The sequence below is a fragment of the Polaribacter sp. SA4-10 genome (assembly GCF_002163835.1).
Classification (GTDB): Bacteria; Bacteroidota; Bacteroidia; order Flavobacteriales; family Flavobacteriaceae; genus Polaribacter.
Genome location: NZ_CP019331.1, coordinates 654,047 through 673,578, shown reverse-complemented (window position 1 = coordinate 673,578; position 19,532 = coordinate 654,047). Strand labels below are relative to the sequence as shown.

The 19,532-nt window shown below is 30.0% G+C and carries 16 protein-coding genes; 6 read left to right on the top strand and 10 right to left on the bottom strand.

Annotated features, from left to right (window positions below):
- The first annotated feature begins 41 nt into the window (after positions 1–41).
- A complete protein-coding gene (locus BTO04_RS03060) occupies positions 42–686 on the top strand; it encodes a toxin-antitoxin system YwqK family antitoxin (protein WP_232455938.1) in 645 nt (214 codons plus the stop codon).
- Between the two features lie 52 nt (positions 687–738).
- Here BTO04_RS03060 and BTO04_RS03055 read toward each other — a convergent pair whose 3' ends face one another.
- A complete protein-coding gene (locus BTO04_RS03055; RefSeq protein WP_087563097.1) occupies positions 739–1,731 on the bottom strand; it encodes a fasciclin domain-containing protein in 993 nt (330 codons plus the stop codon).
- 187 nt (positions 1,732–1,918) lie between these two features.
- Between BTO04_RS03055 and mnmA the strand changes: the two genes are divergently transcribed.
- From mnmA to BTO04_RS03035, 4 genes are all read left to right on the top strand, one after another.
- On the top strand, positions 1,919–3,106 hold the full coding sequence (gene mnmA / locus BTO04_RS03050) for a tRNA 2-thiouridine(34) synthase MnmA (RefSeq protein WP_087563096.1): 1,188 nt from the start codon (positions 1,919–1,921) through the stop codon (positions 3,104–3,106).
- Positions 3,107–3,179: 73 nt separating this feature from the next.
- Positions 3,180–4,805, top strand: a complete 1,626-nt coding sequence (locus BTO04_RS03045; RefSeq protein ID WP_087563095.1) for a S8 family serine peptidase — start codon at positions 3,180–3,182, stop codon at positions 4,803–4,805.
- Entirely contained in the window at positions 4,806–5,747 is a 942-nt protein-coding gene (locus BTO04_RS03040; protein ID WP_087563094.1) for a nitronate monooxygenase family protein, read from the top strand. It begins immediately after the preceding gene.
- Positions 5,748–5,861: 114 nt separating this feature from the next.
- Positions 5,862–6,053: a cold-shock protein gene (locus BTO04_RS03035; RefSeq protein WP_087565310.1), complete on the top strand. Its 192-nt coding sequence runs from the start codon at positions 5,862–5,864 to the stop codon at positions 6,051–6,053.
- 174 nt (positions 6,054–6,227) lie between these two features.
- Here the strand turns inward: BTO04_RS03035 and BTO04_RS03030 are convergent, their stop codons facing one another.
- The 5 genes from BTO04_RS03030 to BTO04_RS03010 form a co-directional block, all read right to left on the bottom strand.
- Entirely contained in the window at positions 6,228–8,447 is a 2,220-nt protein-coding gene (locus BTO04_RS03030) for a M1 family metallopeptidase (RefSeq protein WP_087563093.1), read from the bottom strand.
- Positions 8,448–8,589: 142 nt separating this feature from the next.
- Complete coding sequence (locus tag BTO04_RS03025) at positions 8,590–10,719, bottom strand: M1 family metallopeptidase (protein WP_087563092.1); 2,130 nt, start codon at positions 10,717–10,719, stop codon at positions 8,590–8,592.
- Between the two features lie 61 nt (positions 10,720–10,780).
- Positions 10,781–11,278, bottom strand: a complete 498-nt coding sequence (locus BTO04_RS03020; RefSeq protein ID WP_087563091.1) for a DUF6702 family protein — start codon at positions 11,276–11,278, stop codon at positions 10,781–10,783.
- Positions 11,279–11,307: 29 nt separating this feature from the next.
- On the bottom strand, positions 11,308–12,108 hold the full coding sequence (locus tag BTO04_RS03015; RefSeq protein WP_087563090.1) for a hypothetical protein: 801 nt from the start codon (positions 12,106–12,108) through the stop codon (positions 11,308–11,310).
- A 16-nt stretch (positions 12,109–12,124) separates the two neighbouring features.
- Positions 12,125–12,907 (bottom strand): carboxypeptidase-like regulatory domain-containing protein, encoded by a 783-nt coding sequence (locus BTO04_RS03010; protein WP_087563089.1) that lies wholly within the window; start codon positions 12,905–12,907, stop codon positions 12,125–12,127.
- Positions 12,908–13,010: 103 nt separating this feature from the next.
- On the opposite strand from BTO04_RS03010, the gene pepE reads away from it, so the two are divergent.
- Positions 13,011–13,712 carry a dipeptidase PepE gene (pepE, locus tag BTO04_RS03005; protein WP_087563088.1) on the top strand — a complete coding sequence of 234 codons (702 nt, stop codon included), beginning with the start codon at positions 13,011–13,013 and terminating at the stop codon, positions 13,710–13,712.
- A 28-nt stretch (positions 13,713–13,740) separates the two neighbouring features.
- On the opposite strand, the gene ribB is transcribed toward pepE, so the two are convergent.
- From ribB to BTO04_RS02985, 4 genes are all read right to left on the bottom strand, one after another.
- The gene (ribB, locus tag BTO04_RS03000; RefSeq protein ID WP_087563087.1) at positions 13,741–14,886 is read right to left on the bottom strand and encodes a 3,4-dihydroxy-2-butanone-4-phosphate synthase; all 1,146 of its coding nucleotides are present in this window, start codon (positions 14,884–14,886) and stop codon (positions 13,741–13,743) included.
- Between the two features lie 3 nt (positions 14,887–14,889).
- Complete coding sequence (locus tag BTO04_RS02995) at positions 14,890–16,335, bottom strand: LptF/LptG family permease (RefSeq protein ID WP_087563086.1); 1,446 nt, start codon at positions 16,333–16,335, stop codon at positions 14,890–14,892.
- A 61-nt stretch (positions 16,336–16,396) separates the two neighbouring features.
- Entirely contained in the window at positions 16,397–17,053 is a 657-nt protein-coding gene (locus BTO04_RS02990; protein ID WP_087563085.1) for an outer membrane lipoprotein carrier protein LolA, read from the bottom strand.
- 1 nt (position 17,054) lies between these two features.
- Positions 17,055–19,523, bottom strand: a complete 2,469-nt coding sequence (locus tag BTO04_RS02985) for a DNA translocase FtsK (protein WP_087563084.1) — start codon at positions 19,521–19,523, stop codon at positions 17,055–17,057.
- Between the last annotated feature and the right edge of the window lie 9 nt (positions 19,524–19,532).

Sequence of the window (19,532 nt, the reverse complement as noted above, 5' to 3'; positions counted from 1 at the left end):
TTATTTTTGTGTTTTTTGTTTGTTTTTTTGCAACGGGTAAGATGAATTCACAGACAGTCAATAAGTTTGATGGGAATAAAAAAAGAACAGGCGTCTGGAAAAAATACTATCCAAATAAAAGAATACGTTATGTTGGTCAATTTAAAGACGGAAATGAAGTAGGTGTTTTTAAGTTTTATGACATTACAAACTCTGACCATCCTGTTATCATAAAGTCATTTTCTGAATCTAGTGATTCCGTTTTTGTACAATTTTATACTATTTCTGGTACGTTACAAACAGAAGGTTTTTTAGATGATAGAAAAAGAATAGGGAATTGGAAATATTTTTATCCTGATGGAACCTTATTATCGGAAGAAAATTATGAAAACGGAAAACTTCATGGAGAACAATTAAATTATTATCCAAAAGGACAAGTAACTGAATTTGCTGTTTATAAAAATGGATTATTGCATGGAATTACTAGTAAATATTCTAGCAAAGGAATCTTAATTGAAGAAGTAGACTACAAAAACGGAAAACCTAATGGCATTGCTAAATACTTTGAATTGAATGGTAATTTAAAAGAAACAGGTGTTTACAAAGACGGAAAAAGAGTAGGAGAGTGGAACTATTATTTAGATGGAGAAATAGCTTCGGAAGAGGAACTAAAAAAAAATAAAAGAAAGGTTTATAAAAAACAGTAAACCCTCAAGGATGAACTTGAAGGTTTATGTTTAAAATAATTTTACCACGTAGTTATTTTAAAATAACTTTATCAATTGCGTGAATTACACCGTTACTTGCTTGCACATCTACCGCTATTATAGTACTAACTCTATCATTTGCATCTGTTAAAGTAGCTCCATCAGTTACATTCGCAGTAATGTCTCCTCCTAAGGTAGTAATGGTCAAACCATCACTAAGACTAGCTGCTAAAACATTTGCACCAGCAACAGCATGCATTTTTAAAGTTGCATTTAATGTTGTCTCATCGATATCGTCTAAAGAATCTACACCCAACTCTTCAAGCAAATCTATAAAAGCTTGATCTATTGGAGCAAATACAGTGAATGGAGCTGGGGCCGTTCCATTTGCTGTTGAAAGTGTTCCTACAAAATCAAAGGTTAAATCTGATCTAGTTAAGGCCGTTACTAAAACAGAAAAATTAGGATCTGCTGTTGCAAATGTAACTACTGTTGGTAAACCAATAACTGCATCAACGGCATGTATAGTTCCATTATCCACAGATACATCTGCAGTAGTTACTGAAGAAACTCCGTTAATAACAACACCGTCTGCTGTATTAATGTACAAACTCATACTGTTACCATTTGGTGTTGCTGTAGATAAGCTGCTTACATCATATCCAGTGGTTAAAGTAGAAGATACTGCATTTCCACTAACTACATGATTCAGTAATACTTGCGATAAAATATCGGTTGGTATATCACTTAAAGCATCAAAATTATTATCAGATAAAAAAGCTGTAAAAGCTGCATTGTTTGGGGCAAACACCGTGAAAGGTCCGTCACCAGATAAAACAACATCTAAGTTACCATCTGCAATTTGCAGAGCCTCTAAAAGAATACTATAATCTTCATTATTACTTACAAAATCTGCTATGGTATTGGTTGGTTCAATAACGGGCGGTGCTGGTGTATTTGTATCATTATTACTACAACTAACAAGAGTTATACATAATACCGTTAAAAAAAGTACCGTTTTTACTAAATTTTTAAATAATTTCATATCGAGGGTTTTTATGTTGTTTAACAAATATAGGTTTTTATTAAACAAAATAAATTAAATAGTTAACAATCTAATTAATTTTAACAAAAATTTAGTATTTTAAAAATTAAATTTCATGTTGATTCCTATTGTTATATCTTAATAAATAAAAATCTAATTCGTAACTTTGCATCTTCAAAATTAAGGAATGAAAAGAGTAGTTGTAGGTCTTTCTGGAGGTGTAGATAGTAGCGTAACCGCACATTTATTAAAAGAACAAGGATATGAGGTTATTGGCCTTTTTATGAAGAATTGGCATGATGACTCTGTTACTATTTCTAATGAATGTCCTTGGTTAGAAGATAGTAATGATGCAATGATTGTTGCAGAAAAACTAGGCATTCCGTTTCAAGTAGTAGATTTAAGCAATCAATACAAAGAACGTATTGTAGATTATATGTTTGATGAATACTCTAAAGGAAGAACGCCAAACCCTGATGTGCTTTGTAACCGAGAAATAAAGTTTGATGTTTTTATGGACATCGCTTTAAAGTTAGGTGCAGATTATGTTGCTACTGGTCATTATTGTAGAAAAGGTGAAGAAATTATTGATGGAAAACCAGTCTATAAGTTACTAGCGGGAAAAGATACTAATAAAGATCAATCTTATTTTTTATGTCAATTATCTCAACAACAACTTGTAAAAGCGTTGTTTCCAATTGGCGAATTAACAAAACCAGAGGTTAGAGAAATTGCAAAAGAAGCCGATTTAATTACCGCAGAAAAGAAAGATTCTCAAGGTTTGTGTTTTATAGGAAAGGTTAGATTGCCAGAGTTTTTACAACAAAAGTTACAACCAAAAGAAGGCGTAATTGTTACAATTCCTTCTGATTTTGAGCAGTATACTAAATCTGTTCCAAAATTTGAAAATAAAGAAGCCGAATTAAAATATTTTTCAACCAAGTTTTCTTACACAAAAGAAGACGGGAAAATAGTTGCGAAACATCAAGGAGCACATTATTTTACAAAAGGGCAACGTAAAGGATTAAATGTTGGTGGAACAAAAGAAGCGCTTTATGTTATAGAAACAGATGTTATAGAAAATGTAATTTATACAGGTGAAGGTAAAAATCACCAAGGTTTATATAGAAATGTATTGTTTGTTTCTAATGAAGAAATTCATTGGATTCGTGAGGACTTAACTTTAAAAGTTGGAGAAACAATGCAGGTTGAAGCAAGAATTAGATACAGACAAGCCTTAGAAAAAGCGACTTTACATAAAGTTGAAAGTGGTTTATATGTAGCGTTTACAAACAAACAATCTGCCATACAAGAAGGGCAATTTGTTGCTTGGTATCAGGATGAAGAATTGTTAGGTTCTGGAGTAATTTCTTAAAAATTCGCTATACTGTTTAAAAAAGTAGTAATTTGGACATGAATATTTAACTTAATAAAAAAATTAGACCCCCATGAAAAAATTATTACTCTTATTTACTTTTTTAATTTCATCACAATTTTTTGCACAAGAAGATGCTTGGGTCTATTTAAAAGACAAACCAAGTTTTGAAGCTTATTTAGCAACTCCCTTAAACATGCTGTCACAGCGTGCTTTAGACAGGAGGTCACGTCAAAATATTGCAGTAGATGTGATAGATGTTCCCGTAGATGATACTTACTACTCTCAGGTAAAAAGTGCTAGTGGAATTACGGTATTGGCAAAATCAAAATGGTTAAATGCAATACATGTATTTGGACAAGAAGTAGACATCAATAACCTAATCTCTAACTTTTCTTTTATTGAAAGTATAGAGTTTGCTGATGATGGTTTAAATGCAAATGGCAAAACAACGAAGCGCTCTTCAAAGACCAAACACAAAAATAAGTTTGCTGAAATGAAAGCGGATTATAATTACGGTGTAGCTGAAACTCAAATCACAATGCTGAAAGGCGATTTTTTGCATCAAGAGGGTTTTACAGGAAGTGGTATGCATATTGCCGTGATAGATGCGGGTTTTCCAAATGTAAATCAGTTACAAGCATTTCAAAAAATACGTGATAATAATCAGATTTTAGGAGGCTATGACTTTGTAAATAGAAATGAAAACTTTTATGCTGGTAGCAATCACGGAACAAATGTGTTATCTGATATTGCGGGTTATATAGATGGTGTATTTGTGGGTACGGCTCCTGATGCTTCATTTTATTTATTTATAACAGAAGATACCGCTAATGAAGTTCCTCTTGAAGAGAGCTTATGGGTAGAGGCGGCAGAGCGCGCAGATAGCTTGGGTGTCGATGTAATTAATACCTCTTTAGGATACACTACTTTTGATGACCCAAATTACAATTATTCATATGAAGATATGGACGGAAAGACGGCCTTTATTTCGCGTGGAGCAGACATTATAGCTTCTCGTGGAATGATATTGGTGACTTCTGCAGGAAACTCTGGAAGTGACTCTTGGAAATATATTGGAGCTCCAGGCGATGCAGCTTCTGTTTTTACAGTGGGTGCTGTAGATGCTGTCGAAGATATAGCATCTTTTAGTTCTTTTGGTCCGACTTCGGATGGTCGTGTAAAGCCTGATGTGCTAGCACACGGTGAAAATGTTTTTGTAATTGATCATCAAACGGGTACACCAAAGCCTTCTAATGGAACTTCTTTTTCTTCTCCAGTGATGACTGGTGTTGTAGCCTGTTTTTGGCAAGCGACTCCCCAACTAACAAGTACGCAAGTTATGCAGAAAATTCGGGAATCTGCAGACAGATATACCAATCCAGACGAACAATATGGGTATGGAATACCTGATTTTAAAACTGCATATGAAGCTGTTTTGAATGTTGATAAGCAAAACTTCATAAACACAACTACAATATATCCCAATCCTGTGAGCACTAGTTTTACACTAAAAATGAAAAGGAATGATTTAAATGGCGTAAATGTTAAAATTTACAATTTGCTTGGTAAGAAGGTATATGAAGAAGGAAATTTAAAAAGTAATGTACTGAATGTTTCAGTTTTGAATTCTGGAATTTATATTCTTAAAATTACAAGCGGAAAGTCACAAAAAACAATAAAGTTAGTAAAAAACTAAATGCAGCACAACATCACTAAACTATTCAATATACAATATCCTATCGTTCAAGGTGGAATGATTTGGGTTTCTGGTTACAAATTAGCTTCCGCAGTTTCAAATGCAGGAGGTTTAGGTTTAATTGGTGCAGGTTCTATGTATCCTGATATATTAAGAGCGCATATTCAAAAATGTAAAAAAGCAACTGATAAACCTTTTGGAGTAAATGTACCAATGCTGTATCCTGATATAGAAAAAATAATGGATATTATTGTTGAAGAAGAAGTAAAGATTGTTTTTACATCTGCTGGAAATCCAAAAACTTGGACTTCATTTTTAAAAGAAAAAGGAATTACTGTTGTACATGTAGTAAGTTCTGTAAAGTTTGCTTTAAAAGCGGAAGCAGCAGGAGTGGATGCTGTTGTTTGTGAAGGTTTTGAGGCTGGAGGACATAATGGGAGAGAGGAAACTACCACTTTTACATTAATTCCAATGGTAAAAGAGCAGCTTAAAATACCTGTTATTGCTGCTGGAGGAATTGGTACAGGTAGAGGAATGTTGGCAGCGATGGTTTTAGGTGCAGATGGTGTACAAATTGGAAGTAGGTTTGCAGCAACAGAAGAATCTTCTGCACATCAAAATTTTAAGAATACAATTGTAAATGTAAAAGATGGTGATACACAATTAACATTAAAAGAATTGGCACCTGTACGTTTGGTGAAAAATAAATTTTATCAAGACATACAAGCATTATATCAAAGAAATCCTTCAATTGAAGAAATTAAAGAATTGTTGGGAAGAGCAAGAGCAAAAAAAGGAATGTTTGAAGGTGACTTAGACAATGGCGAATTAGAAATTGGTCAAGTTGCAGGATTAATTCATGAAATAAAACCAGCTAAAATTGTTTTAAATGATATTGTTGAAGAGTTTAATCATGTTAAATCACTAGTAAACAGTCTTTAAGGTTTATTTTAAAATATATATAATATATTCTTGGTTTTACAAAAATTGGTATTATATTTGCACCTCTATAAAACGTTGTTAGTAATTAAATTAACAACACAATATTTTTTTATTATGAATAAAGGTACCGTAAAATTTTTCAATGAATCTAAAGGATTTGGATTTATCACTGAAGAAGGATCAGAAAAAGAACATTTTGTACATGTGTCAGGATTAATTGACGAAGTTCGTGAAAACGACGAAGTTGAATTTGACTTACAAGATGGTAAAAAAGGATTAAACGCAGTAAACGTAAGAGTATTATAATATATATCTATTACTAGTTAATTTTTTATCTAAAAGCCTATCAAATTTGATAGGCTTTTTTTTTATTCCTACTATTTAACAATTAGGAACTTAAATAAAAAAACCAGAGAAGTATATTTCTCTGGTTTAATTTAAATTAGTCTACCACTTTAAGATAGGCTTATAATAAAAGGTTTAGTTTTTAACTTTGCTTTTAAATTTATCAAATTGGTCAGCTTCTTTCTTTGGCCAGCTATTATTTGAAGTATCAATATCTGCAGTTTCTATATTTGGATCTACTTTAATACTCTTAATTTCTTGAGTAGAAGCAAAAACTCTAGTTACTTTGCCATCATCTTTCATCCAAATTTGTGCAGGGTATGTAACTTCTTTAGTTGTACCATCTGCATAGGTAAGTTCAACAATAATAGGCATTATTAAACCTCCTGGTTTTTCAAATTCTACAGAGTACATATATGAAGGCACCTCAGAAGTGTCATCTACATATTTATCCATAACACTAGGGTTGGCATCTTCTTTTTTATCAGTAATATATACTAAATCTCCTAAACCCTCAAAATAAGCTTTTGCTCTTGGGTTATTTTTAATCATTTCTGTAATTCTCTGGCTAGGTTTATCTGTAATATATAATGGTTTCACTTTTGCGATACCAATATCAGAAACATCTGTGGTGTAGAACCAACCTCTCCAGAACCAATCTAAATCCATACCAGAAGCATCTTCCATAGATCTAAAGAAATCTGCAGGAGTTGGGTGTTTAAACATCCAACGTTTAGAATACGTTCTAAAAGCATGGTCAAATAATTCTGGTCCCATAATAGTTTGTCTCAACATATATAAACCAGCAGCAGGTTTTGTGTATGCATTTGGTCCAAATTGTTTAACATAATCTCCTTGAGACATAATTGGCGATAAATTACTTTGATCACCACTCATATATTTTGTAATCTCTTTTGCAGGATTAGTAGCAAATAATTCTGGATCGTATTTTAATTCTGCTAAAATCTCTACAAATGAATTTAAACCTTCATCCATCCAAGTCCATTGTCTTTCATCAGAATTTACAATCATTGGAAAAAAGTTATGCCCAACTTCATGTATAATTACACCAAGCATCCCTTTTTTTGTTCTGTCAGAATAAGTTCCATCAGGATTTGGACGTCCAAAGTTGAAACAAATCATAGGATATTCCATTCCTTGATTTTTAGCATGAACAGAGATTGCTTTAGAATAAGGATAATCAAAAGTTAATTTTGAATATTCTATAAGTGTAGTCGCAACTGCTCTTGTAGAATGCTCTTCCCATAAAGGGTTTCCTTCTTTAGGATATAAAGAAACAGCCATTACTGATTTCCCGTTTACATTGGTAGCCATAGCATCCCAAATGTATTTTCTTGAAGAAGCAAATGCAAAATCACGAACTCTTTTTGCTTTAAATTTCCATGTTTTTGTATTTGTTGCACGCCCTTTTTCTGCTTTTTCAGCTTCTTCTTGAGTAACAATCATTACAGGGTTGTCATATGTTTTTCTAGCTTTTTCCCAACGTTTGCGTTGTGTTTTTGTTAAAACATCTTTCTCATTTTGTAACTCTCCAGTTGCATCTACAATGTGATCTGCGGGTACCGTTAAGTTTACTTCATAATCTCCAAATTCTAAAGCCCATTCACTTCGTCCCCAGAATTGCATATTTTGCCATCCTTCAACATTATTATAAACCGCTAATCTTGGAAAGAATTGAGCAATAGTATAGTTGTTATTTCCATCAGGGAAATCTTCAAAACCAGACCTACCGCCATCTTTAACAGAGTTATTGATTTTATAGTTCCATTTAATTCTGAATTTAAAAGTTTCACCAGGAGCTAATGCATTTGGTAAATTTATTCTCATCATTGTTTTATTAATAAAATGAGAAAGAGGTTTTCCATCAGTTTCAACTTTTTCTATATTAAAACCAAAACCATTTTTTCCTTTCATATAAGTACTCTGAAAGTTATCTGGAGTAATAAAAGCAGATGCGCCTGTAGATTTTGCTAAAGGAGTTTGAGAGTCGTCTGCTCTCATGTTTTGATCTAATTGCACCCATAAATATTCTAAATTATCTTTAGAATTGTTATGATATGTAATTTTTTCATCACCATACATATGGTTTGAATTTTCGTCTAAACGAATGTTCATCAAATAATCAACTTTCTGTTGAGAATATTGATGACCTGGAGCTCCTGATGCAGTATGCTGATCATTAGGAGTTGCCAAAACATCTTTCATTTGTCTGAATTTGTTTTGATCAATGTGTCCTTTTGGTGCTTCTTGTTTTTCTTCAGTTTTTTTGTCTTGTGCAAAAGCTGAAACAGCTACAAAAAAAATAGAAAGCACTAATAAAGTGAATTTTTTCATTTGTCTTAAGTTATTTTGAATTTGGGACCTAAATTAAGAATTAGTTAGGAATTATGTTAATGGATGTTAAAAATTTAACAAACCTTTACCAAAAAAAGCGATATGAATAACATATCGCTTTTTTTTTTAATATAAATTAAATTTAGTTTTTAAGTTTACTTTTAAATTTCTCAAACTTATTTGCTTCCTCTTTAGGCCAACTATTATTAGTAGTGTCTACATCTGCAGTTTCTAAATCTGGATCTATAACAATACTTTGTATTTCTTTAGTTGCAGAAAATACTTTAGTTACTTCTTTATCATTATATCTCCAAATTTGAGCAGGATATGTTTTTCTCTCTTTTGTTCCGTCTTTATAAGTAAACTCAACAATAATAGGCATCACTAAACCTCCTGGTTTGTTATAAGTAATTTCATAATGATATTTAGAATCTTCATTTTTTTCAGTTCCAAAACCTAAACCATTTGTAGTGTCTTCTGTAAAATTAACAGATCCATCTTCATTTTTATTTGTATAAAATTTCTTAACACTATCTATACCAATATCAGTTACATCGGTTGTATAGAACCAACCTCTCCAAAACCAATCTAAATCCATTGCAGAGGCATCTTCCATAGATCTAAAGAAATCTGCAGGAGTTGGATGTTTAAATTTCCATCTTTGAGAATACGTTTTAAAAGCATGATCAAATAACTCTTTGCCCATAATCGTTTCTCTTAAAATCCATAAAGCTGTTGCTGGTTTTCCATATGCATTGTTACCAAAACTGTAAACATTATCTCCTTTTGTCATAATAGGAGCAATTCTAGATTGATCTCCAGCCATATAATTCACTATATTTTTTGGATATCCTCTAGTTATTGGAAAATCTTTATCATAATCTAATTCTGCTAACATTTCCATATAAGAGTTTAAACCTTCATCCATCCAAGTCCATTGTCTTTCATCAGAATTTACGATCATTGGAAAAAAGTTATGTCCAACTTCATGTATGGTTACTTTTATCATTCTGTATTTTGTTCTATCAGAATACGTTCCATCAGCATTTGGTCTTCCAGGATTAAAACAAATCTGAGGATATTCCATTCCCATTTGTCCATCTACAGAAATTGCTTTGTGATACGGATAATCAAAAGTATATTTAGAATATGTTTTTAATGTTTGCGCTACAGCTTTTGTAGAGTGATCACCATATAATGGGTTTGCTTCTTTAGAATATAAAGAATATGCCATTACTGATTTGCCATTAATATCAACAGCCATTCCATCCCAAATAAATTTTCTAGAAGTTGCAAAAGCGTAATCTCTAACATTTTTAGCTTGAAACTTCCAAGTTTTAGTTTGTGTAGCGCTCGTTTTTTCAATCTTTTCAGCTTCTTCTTGAGTTCTAATAATTACAGGATTATCAAAAGTTTTTCTAGCTTTAGTTAACCTTTTTAACTCTTTTTTTGATAAAACTTCTTTTTCATTCATTAAAACACCTGTTGCTCCTAACATATGATCTTCGGGAGTTGTAATGTTTACTGTATAATCTCCAAATTCTAAAGCAAATTCACTTCTTCCCCAAAATTGATCATTTTGCCAACCTTCAACATTATCATAAACACATAGTCTTGGAAAAAATTGAGCAATTACATAGTTGTTATTTCCATCTTCTGGGAAATGCTCAAAACCAGATCTACCACCTTGCGTTCTATGGTTATTGATGTTATACCACCATTTAATTTTAAATGAAAATGTTTTACCAGAAGCTAAAGGTTTAGGTAAATTAATTCTCATCATCGTTTGGTTTATAGTATGAGACAAATTTTCACCATCTATATTTGTAACGCTCATTATTTTAAAACCACCATCAAAAGGTTTGTCAGAAAAAGTTCTATTATACCTGCTTTCGCTTATTTTTTCAGGAACTTTACTAGATTGAATATCAGGAGTTTTAGAGTCTGATGCACGCATATTTTGATCTAATTGTAACCATAAATAGGTTAATGCATCATCAGAATTATTATGATATGTAATTGTTTCATTCCCAGAAATTTTTTGATTATCATCATCTAAGACAATATCCATTACATAATCAACTTTTTGATGCGTATATTTTTTTCCTGGAGCTCCAGAAGCTGTATGCTGATTATTAGGCGTTGCTAATACATCTTTAAGTTGCTTAAACTTATTTTGATTTGTGTGTCCTTGTTTTGTTTCTTTTTGCTGTGCAAATACTGATGCAACTACAAAAAAAAGAGAAAGTACTAATACCGTAATTTTTTTCATTTGTTCTTGAATTAAAAGAGCGAACAAATTAAGGATAACTTATGGAAAAAGTTAAAAAGAGTTAAAATTTTAACAAACCTTTATCATTTTTAGCTGTAAGAAGAATACTTTTATGTTTTTTCCCAACTTTAGATTTAATTAAGTTTTGTTGTTTTGGGAAATAATCAATTAAAATTTTGTTTGTAATACCAATAGATTTTACGTGTTCTATATTTTCTATTTCTAGATAAAAATAAACCAAATCTCCATCATATTCTTTTCCTAAGTAGTTGAATTCCTTAGAAATATCATCAATTTTAAAGTGTAGTTTTTCATTTAGATATTTTTCAAAATAAATATCATTATCCTTTAATTCCTTTTCTGTAGTTAAATTTAAATCAATGGCGTATTTTTTATTTAAAGCCACTTCAATATCATCCATAAAAACATTAATTATTACTTGTACAGATTTAGCTTCAGGCTTATAAGTTATTTGCGTTAAACTTAAATAGTATTTATGAGCAGAGAACGAGAGAAGTGGAATAATTAATAAAAGAAAAAGTGTTTTTTTAATTGTCATGTTTTAAATAAATCAAATATTAAGCCAAATTACTCTTTTTTAATGATTTTTAAATAGCTAGCACTTTCATTATTTAAAATTTTTATTAGTTCTAGATTTTTTCCTTCTTTATGTAGTTTTTCAATTCCTAAAGGATTGCAGTATTCTAAAAAATGAAAATAATTATCTACAGGAATTTTTAATTTTTCAAAGAAAAATTTTTCTCCTAACTCTGATAATATTTTATATGGAAAGGCCTTTTTATATGCGAAATCTCTTCTTAAAGCCCATAATTTTTCAGAATACTTAAAAGGCATATTTATTGAAGCTCCTGCACCAATAAAGTTCATATTTGGATCTGTTTCTACCAAATGTGGTCTTACTCTTTTGTCTATATAATCATCTCCCTCTACAATTTTCATGTTTATTTCAGAAAAATCCATGAGTTTATTTAGCAAAGAATCTTTTTTATTAATAGGAACACTCTTAGAGTCAATGCCTAATCTACCAGCTAAGTGATGCCTTTTTAACTCAAAGGCATCTAGTTTATATACATTCAATTTTAAATAAACGGTTACAATGCTGTTATCAATATTATATTTATTTACAAATATTTTTTTTGACAAATGTTGTACAGAAGAGATGCTTAGAGAATCTCCAATAGAAACGAACATTCTAAATGTACCCTTGTCAGAAGAAAAAGTACCCTGATTGGTTCTTAAATTAATAATGTTTGCATTTTTAACAACACCCAAAGAATCTAAAATTTTACCATTAATAAGTACTCTTCTTTCTTGAGAAGAAATAGAAATTGGTATTAATAAAAAAATAAGAAGTAGTTTTTTTACCATACAGAAATCTTTTGACTTAGTTGTTCGTTAAATATAAATCCTCATTTTCTATTTTGTGAGGAAAACCTTTACTTTCAACCATTAATAGTCTTGTTAATTTTATAAAGTTATTTTTATTAAAAGTAGCAATTATATTTTTATCAATACAATAATTTAAGAAAGGATTTATATATTGTTTTTTTATTTTTAAATCAGTTATAAAAAAATCATCCGTAAAATAGCTTCTAATTTTTAAAAGAGTAGCATCTTCTTTTACAACTTTATTTAATTGTTTTTTACGGGTACTACTTCCGTTTAAACTATTTAATAAATTATCTAAACTCACAACAGCTCCCGATCTAATTTTTAAAATAGCATCCTCTTTTTTAACTTTTGTATTCGCATAAGGTAAATTCAATGTTTTTGCATTTACTACAGGTCCATTATTAGGCATAATGTCTTTATCTACATAAAAAATACTTCTTGGTTTTTCTAGTATAAATGCATCTAGAGCAACTGTATTTTCATTTAATTGAATCCTAAAATCAGTTTTTAAAATTACTTCTTTTGTTATTAAAATAAGTTTACCTTTTAAATTTAAGTGAGAAAAGTAAAGGCGATCACCAACTTTTATTGGAATTTCAAAAAAGCCATTATCATTGGTTATTGTACCAATATTTGTATCTTTATTAATGACATGAACATTAGATATAGGATTGTTTTCTAATACCACTTTACCTTGTTTCAGTGTTCTTTTTTCTTGTCCAAAAACATAAAAAGTACTAAAAAATAAAGTACATATAATAAGTAGTTTTTTCATGTCTACAAAGAAAAGCGCAGGTACTCTTAAAAATGTATTAATGGAATTGTAAACTTATGTTAAAGTAAAAAACCGTGTCTATAATTTTACTTATTTTTGAAATATGAAAAAAATGATTATTGCAAGTACGTCAACTATTCATGGAAGTGGATATTTAGAATATTTATTACCAACATTAAAAGTATTTTTTGTAGATGTAAAAACAATTCTTTTTATTCCTTTTGCAAGACCTGGAGGAATTTCTTATGATGAATATACAGAAATTGCTAAAAATGCTTTTTCAAAAATAGGTTTAGATGTAAAAGGAATTCATGAATTTGAAAACCCAAAAGAAGCTTTACAGAATGCTGAAGCAATTTTTACAGGAGGAGGAAATACTTTTGAACTTGTAAATCAAATCTATAAGACAGCTATTTTAGAAGAATTTAAAGCTGTTATAAATAGCGGAACCCCTTATTTAGGCACGAGTGCCGGAAGCAATATTTGCGGAGTTAATATAAAGAATACGAACGATATGCCAATTGTATACCCACCAAGTTTTAATACGTTTAAAAGTATTCCTTTTAATATCAATGCACATTATTTAGATCCTGTTGAAGGTTCTAAACATATGGGAGAAACAAGAGAAACACGTATTAAAGAGTTCCATGTTTTTAATGAAACTCCTGTATTAGGTTTACGAGAAGGTAGTTGGTTAGAAGTTCTTGACAATAAAATTACCTTAAAAGGAAAACTTACAGCAAGATTATTTCAGCAAAATAAAAAACCAATAGAGTTAGAAAGTGGAGTAGAAGTAAAAATTTAAAAGATTTACCAAAAAACCAAAAACGAATCTAGTAATTTACATAATCTACAATTTCTAAACCATAACCAATCATACCAACACGTTTGGTTTGTTTTGTGTTTGTAATTAATTTTAATTTACTGATGTTAATATCATGTAATATTTGAGCTCCAATTCCAAAATCTCTATTATCCATTCCAATTGAAGGAGCTTTCATTTCTCCATTTTCTTGGCTTTCTTTTAATAAATTTAAACGTTTTAATAAATTTTGAGATTGATTTTGTTGGTTAACAAACAAAATTGCACCTTTTCCTTCTTCATTAACAACTTGAAACATTTGGTCTAATTTCTTATCTGCATTATTTGTTAAAGTACCAAGAATGTCATTATTTACTAATGTTGAATTTACACGAGTTAAAACGGCATCATTTTTAGTCCAAACTCCTTTAGTTAATGCTAAATGGATTTGATTATTTGTTGTCTGTTGATACGCTCTTAACCTAAACTCTCCAAATCTTGTGGTAATAGTAAAGTCTTCTTTTTTCTCAATTAAAGAATCATGTTCCATTCTATAGGCAACTAAATCTTCAATAGAAACTATTTTTATATCAAACTTTTTAGCAACTTTTAATAATTGAGGTAAACGTGCCATTGTTCCATCTTCATTCATTATTTCTACAATAACACCTGCAGGCTGTAAACCAGCTAAACGAGCAAAATCTATTGCAGCTTCTGTATGACCAGTTCTACGTAAAACACCACCTTCTTTTGCTTTTAATGGAAAAATATGACCAGGTCTAGCTAAATCAAAAGGTTTTGTTTCTTTGGTTATTAATGCTTGTATCGTTAAAGCTCTATCTGCTGCAGAAATACCAGTGGTAACACCTTTACCACGTAAATCTACAGAAACAGTAAACGCAGTTTCCAAAGGATCTGTGTTATTGTTTACCATCATTTCTAGATCTAATTCTTTACAACGAGTTTCTGTTAATGGAGCACATATTAATCCACGACCATGCGTTGCCATAAAATTAATCATTTCTGGAGTTGCTTTTTCTGCTGCCGCTAAAAAATCGCCTTCATTTTCTCTATTTTCATCATCTACTACAATAATAATTTTACCATCTTTAATGTCTTGAATAGCATCTGCAATAGTATTTAATTTTGTGTTTTTTTGATTTTGTTGTATTGTCATAATTTAAGCGTCTTTTTTAGACATCAAATTTTTAAAGAAGTTTGTAATAGGTTGTGTAAAAGCATTAATATTAAAAAGGCCTTTGTCTCTTGTTGCTCTTCTTGTTAATAGAATTCCAATTGGTACCATTATAATAACGGCTATCCAAGAACCTAAAAATGCTGAAATAGAACTTTCTTCTGCTAAGTTTCTTCCAAAAGTATTTCCGAAAAAATAAACTACATAAACAGCAATCGCTAATATCATAGGCATTCCAAAACCACCTTTTCTAATGATGGAACCTAAAGGAGCTCCTATAAAAAAGAGAGTTAAGCAGGATAATGAAAATGCAATTCTATTATAAAACTCGGTATCGAAAAAATTTAAAGTTTTTCTTTTCCACTTTATAGTAGTCATGTTATTTTTTATGGAAGTTAAGGCTCTACTTGTTTTTGTTGTTGCAGAATTTAAAATTCTTATTTTATTTTGTAGATCAAAATTTTCTAAAACATTTAAGTCTGAATCTTTTGTTTTTAGTGAATCTGGATATTTATATAACTCTTTAGCAGAAACGCTAGAATATATATTTTTAGATTTTAATTTAAGAATTTCATCATAACTAGATTTTAAATCAGGAATTGTATCTTTTAACTGACTTAAGCTTAGCATCATATGGTTTTTTGTATGATTTTCTTTATCTAAATCACCATCACCTGAAACAGCAGAAATATCAATATTAAACTCATATTCATCAAAAGTAGCATTAGATGCTGCCATTTTTTTTCTTTTTACGGTAGATCTTGCAGATTTTACATGTTCTTCGTAGTAATAACCATTATATAAAATAAAGGTCATATACCTACTTCCTTCTTCTGAAATAATTTTTCCTCTTTCTGCAGTAATTACTTTTTGATTTCCTTTATTTCCTGTTAAATCATAAATTAAAACCTTTCTAAGAAGATTTTTTTCTTCACCGTATTTTTCTTCAAATTTTATTTGATAACCAGGGATATCACTATTAAAACTACCAGCAACCAAAGCCATTGCAGGCTTCTTCTTTTTTATATTTAAATATAAATTTTTTTGTTTTAATGTTGCGTATGGAAAAACATTATTTAAAAACAAAAAATTAATTCCGCTTAAAATAAGAGTTAGAAAAACTAAGGGTCTAACTAAACGTTGTAATGAAATTCCTGCAGATTTTGCTGCAGCAAATTCATAGTTTTCTCCTAAACTACCTAATGCCATAATTGATGATAACAAAACAGCAATTGGTAAAGCTTGTGGGGTAATTATTAAGGTAGTGTAATAAAGAAATTTTAAGATAAAAGGCAAGCTAATTCCTTTACCAGCAATGTTTTCAAACGTTTGCCAGAGAATTTGCATTACCAAAACAAAGAGCACAATAAGAAACGTTGCAACAAACGGGGTTAAAAACGTTTTTAAAATGTATTTATCTAAAATTTTCATTGTAGCAAAAGTAGTTTCTTAAAAGGAAAGATGCTACTAAATTTCTATTAATTGAAAAGTACTAGTCTATTGTGTAATTTTGGCTTAAATATTTAGTTTTATCAAAAGAGAAAAAACTTTCTGATAACATTTGATTACTTTTAAATTTAGTAATTGTAAATGTTGTTTTTGAACCATTACTTCCTGTCTGAATTAAATTATAAATGTGATGTGTTTTTGCATCTATACCTAATTCTACTTTAATAATATCAGAATTACTATCGATAGGATTTAACGTTACAAATTGAATTTTTCTACCATTTAAGTTTTTTAGTTTTCCCATTTCAAAATTATAACCTTCTTTGTAAAAAGTTAATAATTTTGAAGGATAAATAAAACCATCATCACCTCCTAAGTCTCCGTTAGTAATAGAAATTTCCTTTTCGTCATTATTAATTACATAGAGTTTTGTGCCATCGTAAATAAAATTATTACCTAGATAGTTTAAACTATACTTTTCTCCTTTTAAATTAATTTCTCCTCTAATTGGTGGTTCGTCTCCATCTTTAATTCCTGCATCTTCATTGCTTAAAGTTTGGCTAAAACCTATTAACATATTTTCATAAGCGCCCATTTTTGAAGAAACTTCGTCTAAAATAGATTTCGCTTTTTCTGCTTCTTGAGAAAAAGTAATTGTAGTAATAAATAAACTTAAAAATAAGATTCCTATTTTTTTCATTCTATGTGTTCTTTTCGTTTTCTAATAATTGTTCTAATGCGGTAAAATCTGTTACTAATACTTGTCTTGCTTTGCTTCCTTCAAAACCTCCAACAATTCCTGCAGCTTCTAATTGATCTATCAATCTACCTGCTCTATTATATCCTAATTTTAATTTTCTCTGTAAAAGTGATGCAGAACCTTGTTGCGCTATAACAATTATTTCTGCAGCTTCTTTAAACAGTTTATCTCTGTCTGCGATATCAATATCAATACTTGTGCCACTTTCTTCATCTACATATTCAGGCAATAAATAAGCTTCTGCATACGCTCTTTGTGATCCAATAAAATCGGTAATTTTTTCTACTTCTGGAGTATCTACAAAAGCACACTGAATTCTAACAATATCATTTCCGTTTGTATACAATAAATCTCCTCTACCAATTAATTGATCTGCACCACCAGCATCTAAAATGGTTCTGGAGTCTATTTTTGAAGTTACTCTAAACGCAATTCTTGCAGGAAAATTTGCTTTAATTATTCCTGTAATTACGTTTACAGAAGGTCTTTGAGTAGCCACAATTAAATGAATACCTATGGCTCTAGCTAACTGAGCCAAACGTGCAATTGGTGTTTCTACTTCTTTACCAGCAGTCATAATTAAATCTGCAAATTCATCAATAACTAAAACAATATAAGGCAAAAATTTATGTCCATCATTAGGATTTAATTTTCTAGCTTTAAATTTTGTGTTGTATTCTTTAATATTACGAACCATTGCATTCTTTAGCAAATCGTACCGATTGTCCATTTCTATACAAAGTGAATTTAAAGTATGAACAACCTTTGTTGTATCTGTAATAATTGCTTCTTCACTATCTGGTAATTTTGCTAAATAATGACGCTCAATTTTATTGAATAATGTTAATTCTACTTTCTTTGGATCTACTAAAATAAATTTAACTTCCGCAGGATGTTTTTTATATAAAAGTGATGTTAAAACCGCATTTAAACCAACAGATTTTCCTTGTCCTGTTGCACCAGCCATTAATAAGTGAGGCATTTTTGCTAAATCTACCACAAAGGTTTCATTAGAAATTGTTTTACCCAAAGCAATAGGCAATTCCATTGGAGATTCCTGAAACCTCTTTGATGAAATAACAGAATGCATAGAAACAATGGTAGATTTTTTATTAGGAACCTCAATACCAATGGTCCCTTTTCCTGGAATAGGAGCAATAATTCTAATTCCTAAAGCAGATAATGATAATGCAATATCATCTTCTAAGTTTTTAATTTTTGAAATTCTAATTCCTGCTTCTGGAACAATTTCATATAAAGTAATTGTTGGTCCAACAGTTGCTTTAATTTCTGCAATACCAATTTTATAATTTTTAAGTGTTTCTACAATTCTATCTTTATTGGCTTCAAGTTCTTCTGGATCAATTGAAATAGTTTCGTTATACTCTTTTAAGAGATTAAAAGTTGGGAATTTGAAATTACCCAATTCTAAAGTTGGATCAAATTCACCAAAATCTTTTACTAATTTATCTGATAAGTTTTGAGTAGAATGTTCTTCTTCTCTACCAATAGCAATATCAATTCCTATGTCATTAATATCAGCTACAGTTTCTTCTTTATTAATAGTAATAGGTTGTTCAACTTTTAATTCTGGTTTAGGTTCTTTTTCAATTTTTAAAGTTAGTTCTTCTTTTTTATTCGTAACATCAGAATGCTTAGCAATAGTAGGTTTTAAATTTTCAAGAGATAATTCAACGCCCGATTTTTCTTTTTTGTTAGAAGATACTGTTATTGGTTTTGTAGTTTCAGTTTTTACATCTTCAACAATACCATTTTCTGCTTTCTCTAATTCCTTCGCTTCTTTTTCTGCTCTTCGTTGTTTTATTTTTTCTATAAATTGATCAAAAGTTACTTTGTATTTAATAACTATGTAAGCAATAAAAAAGAATGCCAATACAATAGCTAAACCCGTTTTACCTATAAATGCTTGTAAAAAATCATTTATTTCAAAACCAATAATACCAGAAAAAAGCGCATATTTCTTATGTAAAAAACCAAATGTTATAGAAATCCATAACATGGCTAATAAAGCCCAATTCCAAGAGATAATTATCTTTGCTAATTTCTTTTGAATCAAAGAATACATCCCTGTTAAAAAAACTTGAAAAGCAATAATAAAAGCAGCAATACCAAATCCTTTATATATAAAAAAGTGACTTAAATTTGCACCAATTTTGCCTAATAAATTTTCACTTCTAACAGTTTTATCTGTCAGTTTTGTAAGTGTACTTTGGTCTTCTTGCCAGTTAAAGAAAAATGAGATAAAAGCAATTGCTAAAAAAAGTGAAAACAAGATTAAAAAAGAACCTAAAATAGTTTGAGCTTGTCTTGTTTTTAGAAACGAAAAAACACTCGGTTTTTTATCCGAAGAAATAGTTGTTTTTTTTGTGCTTTGTATTCTTTTAGCCATTAAAAGGAT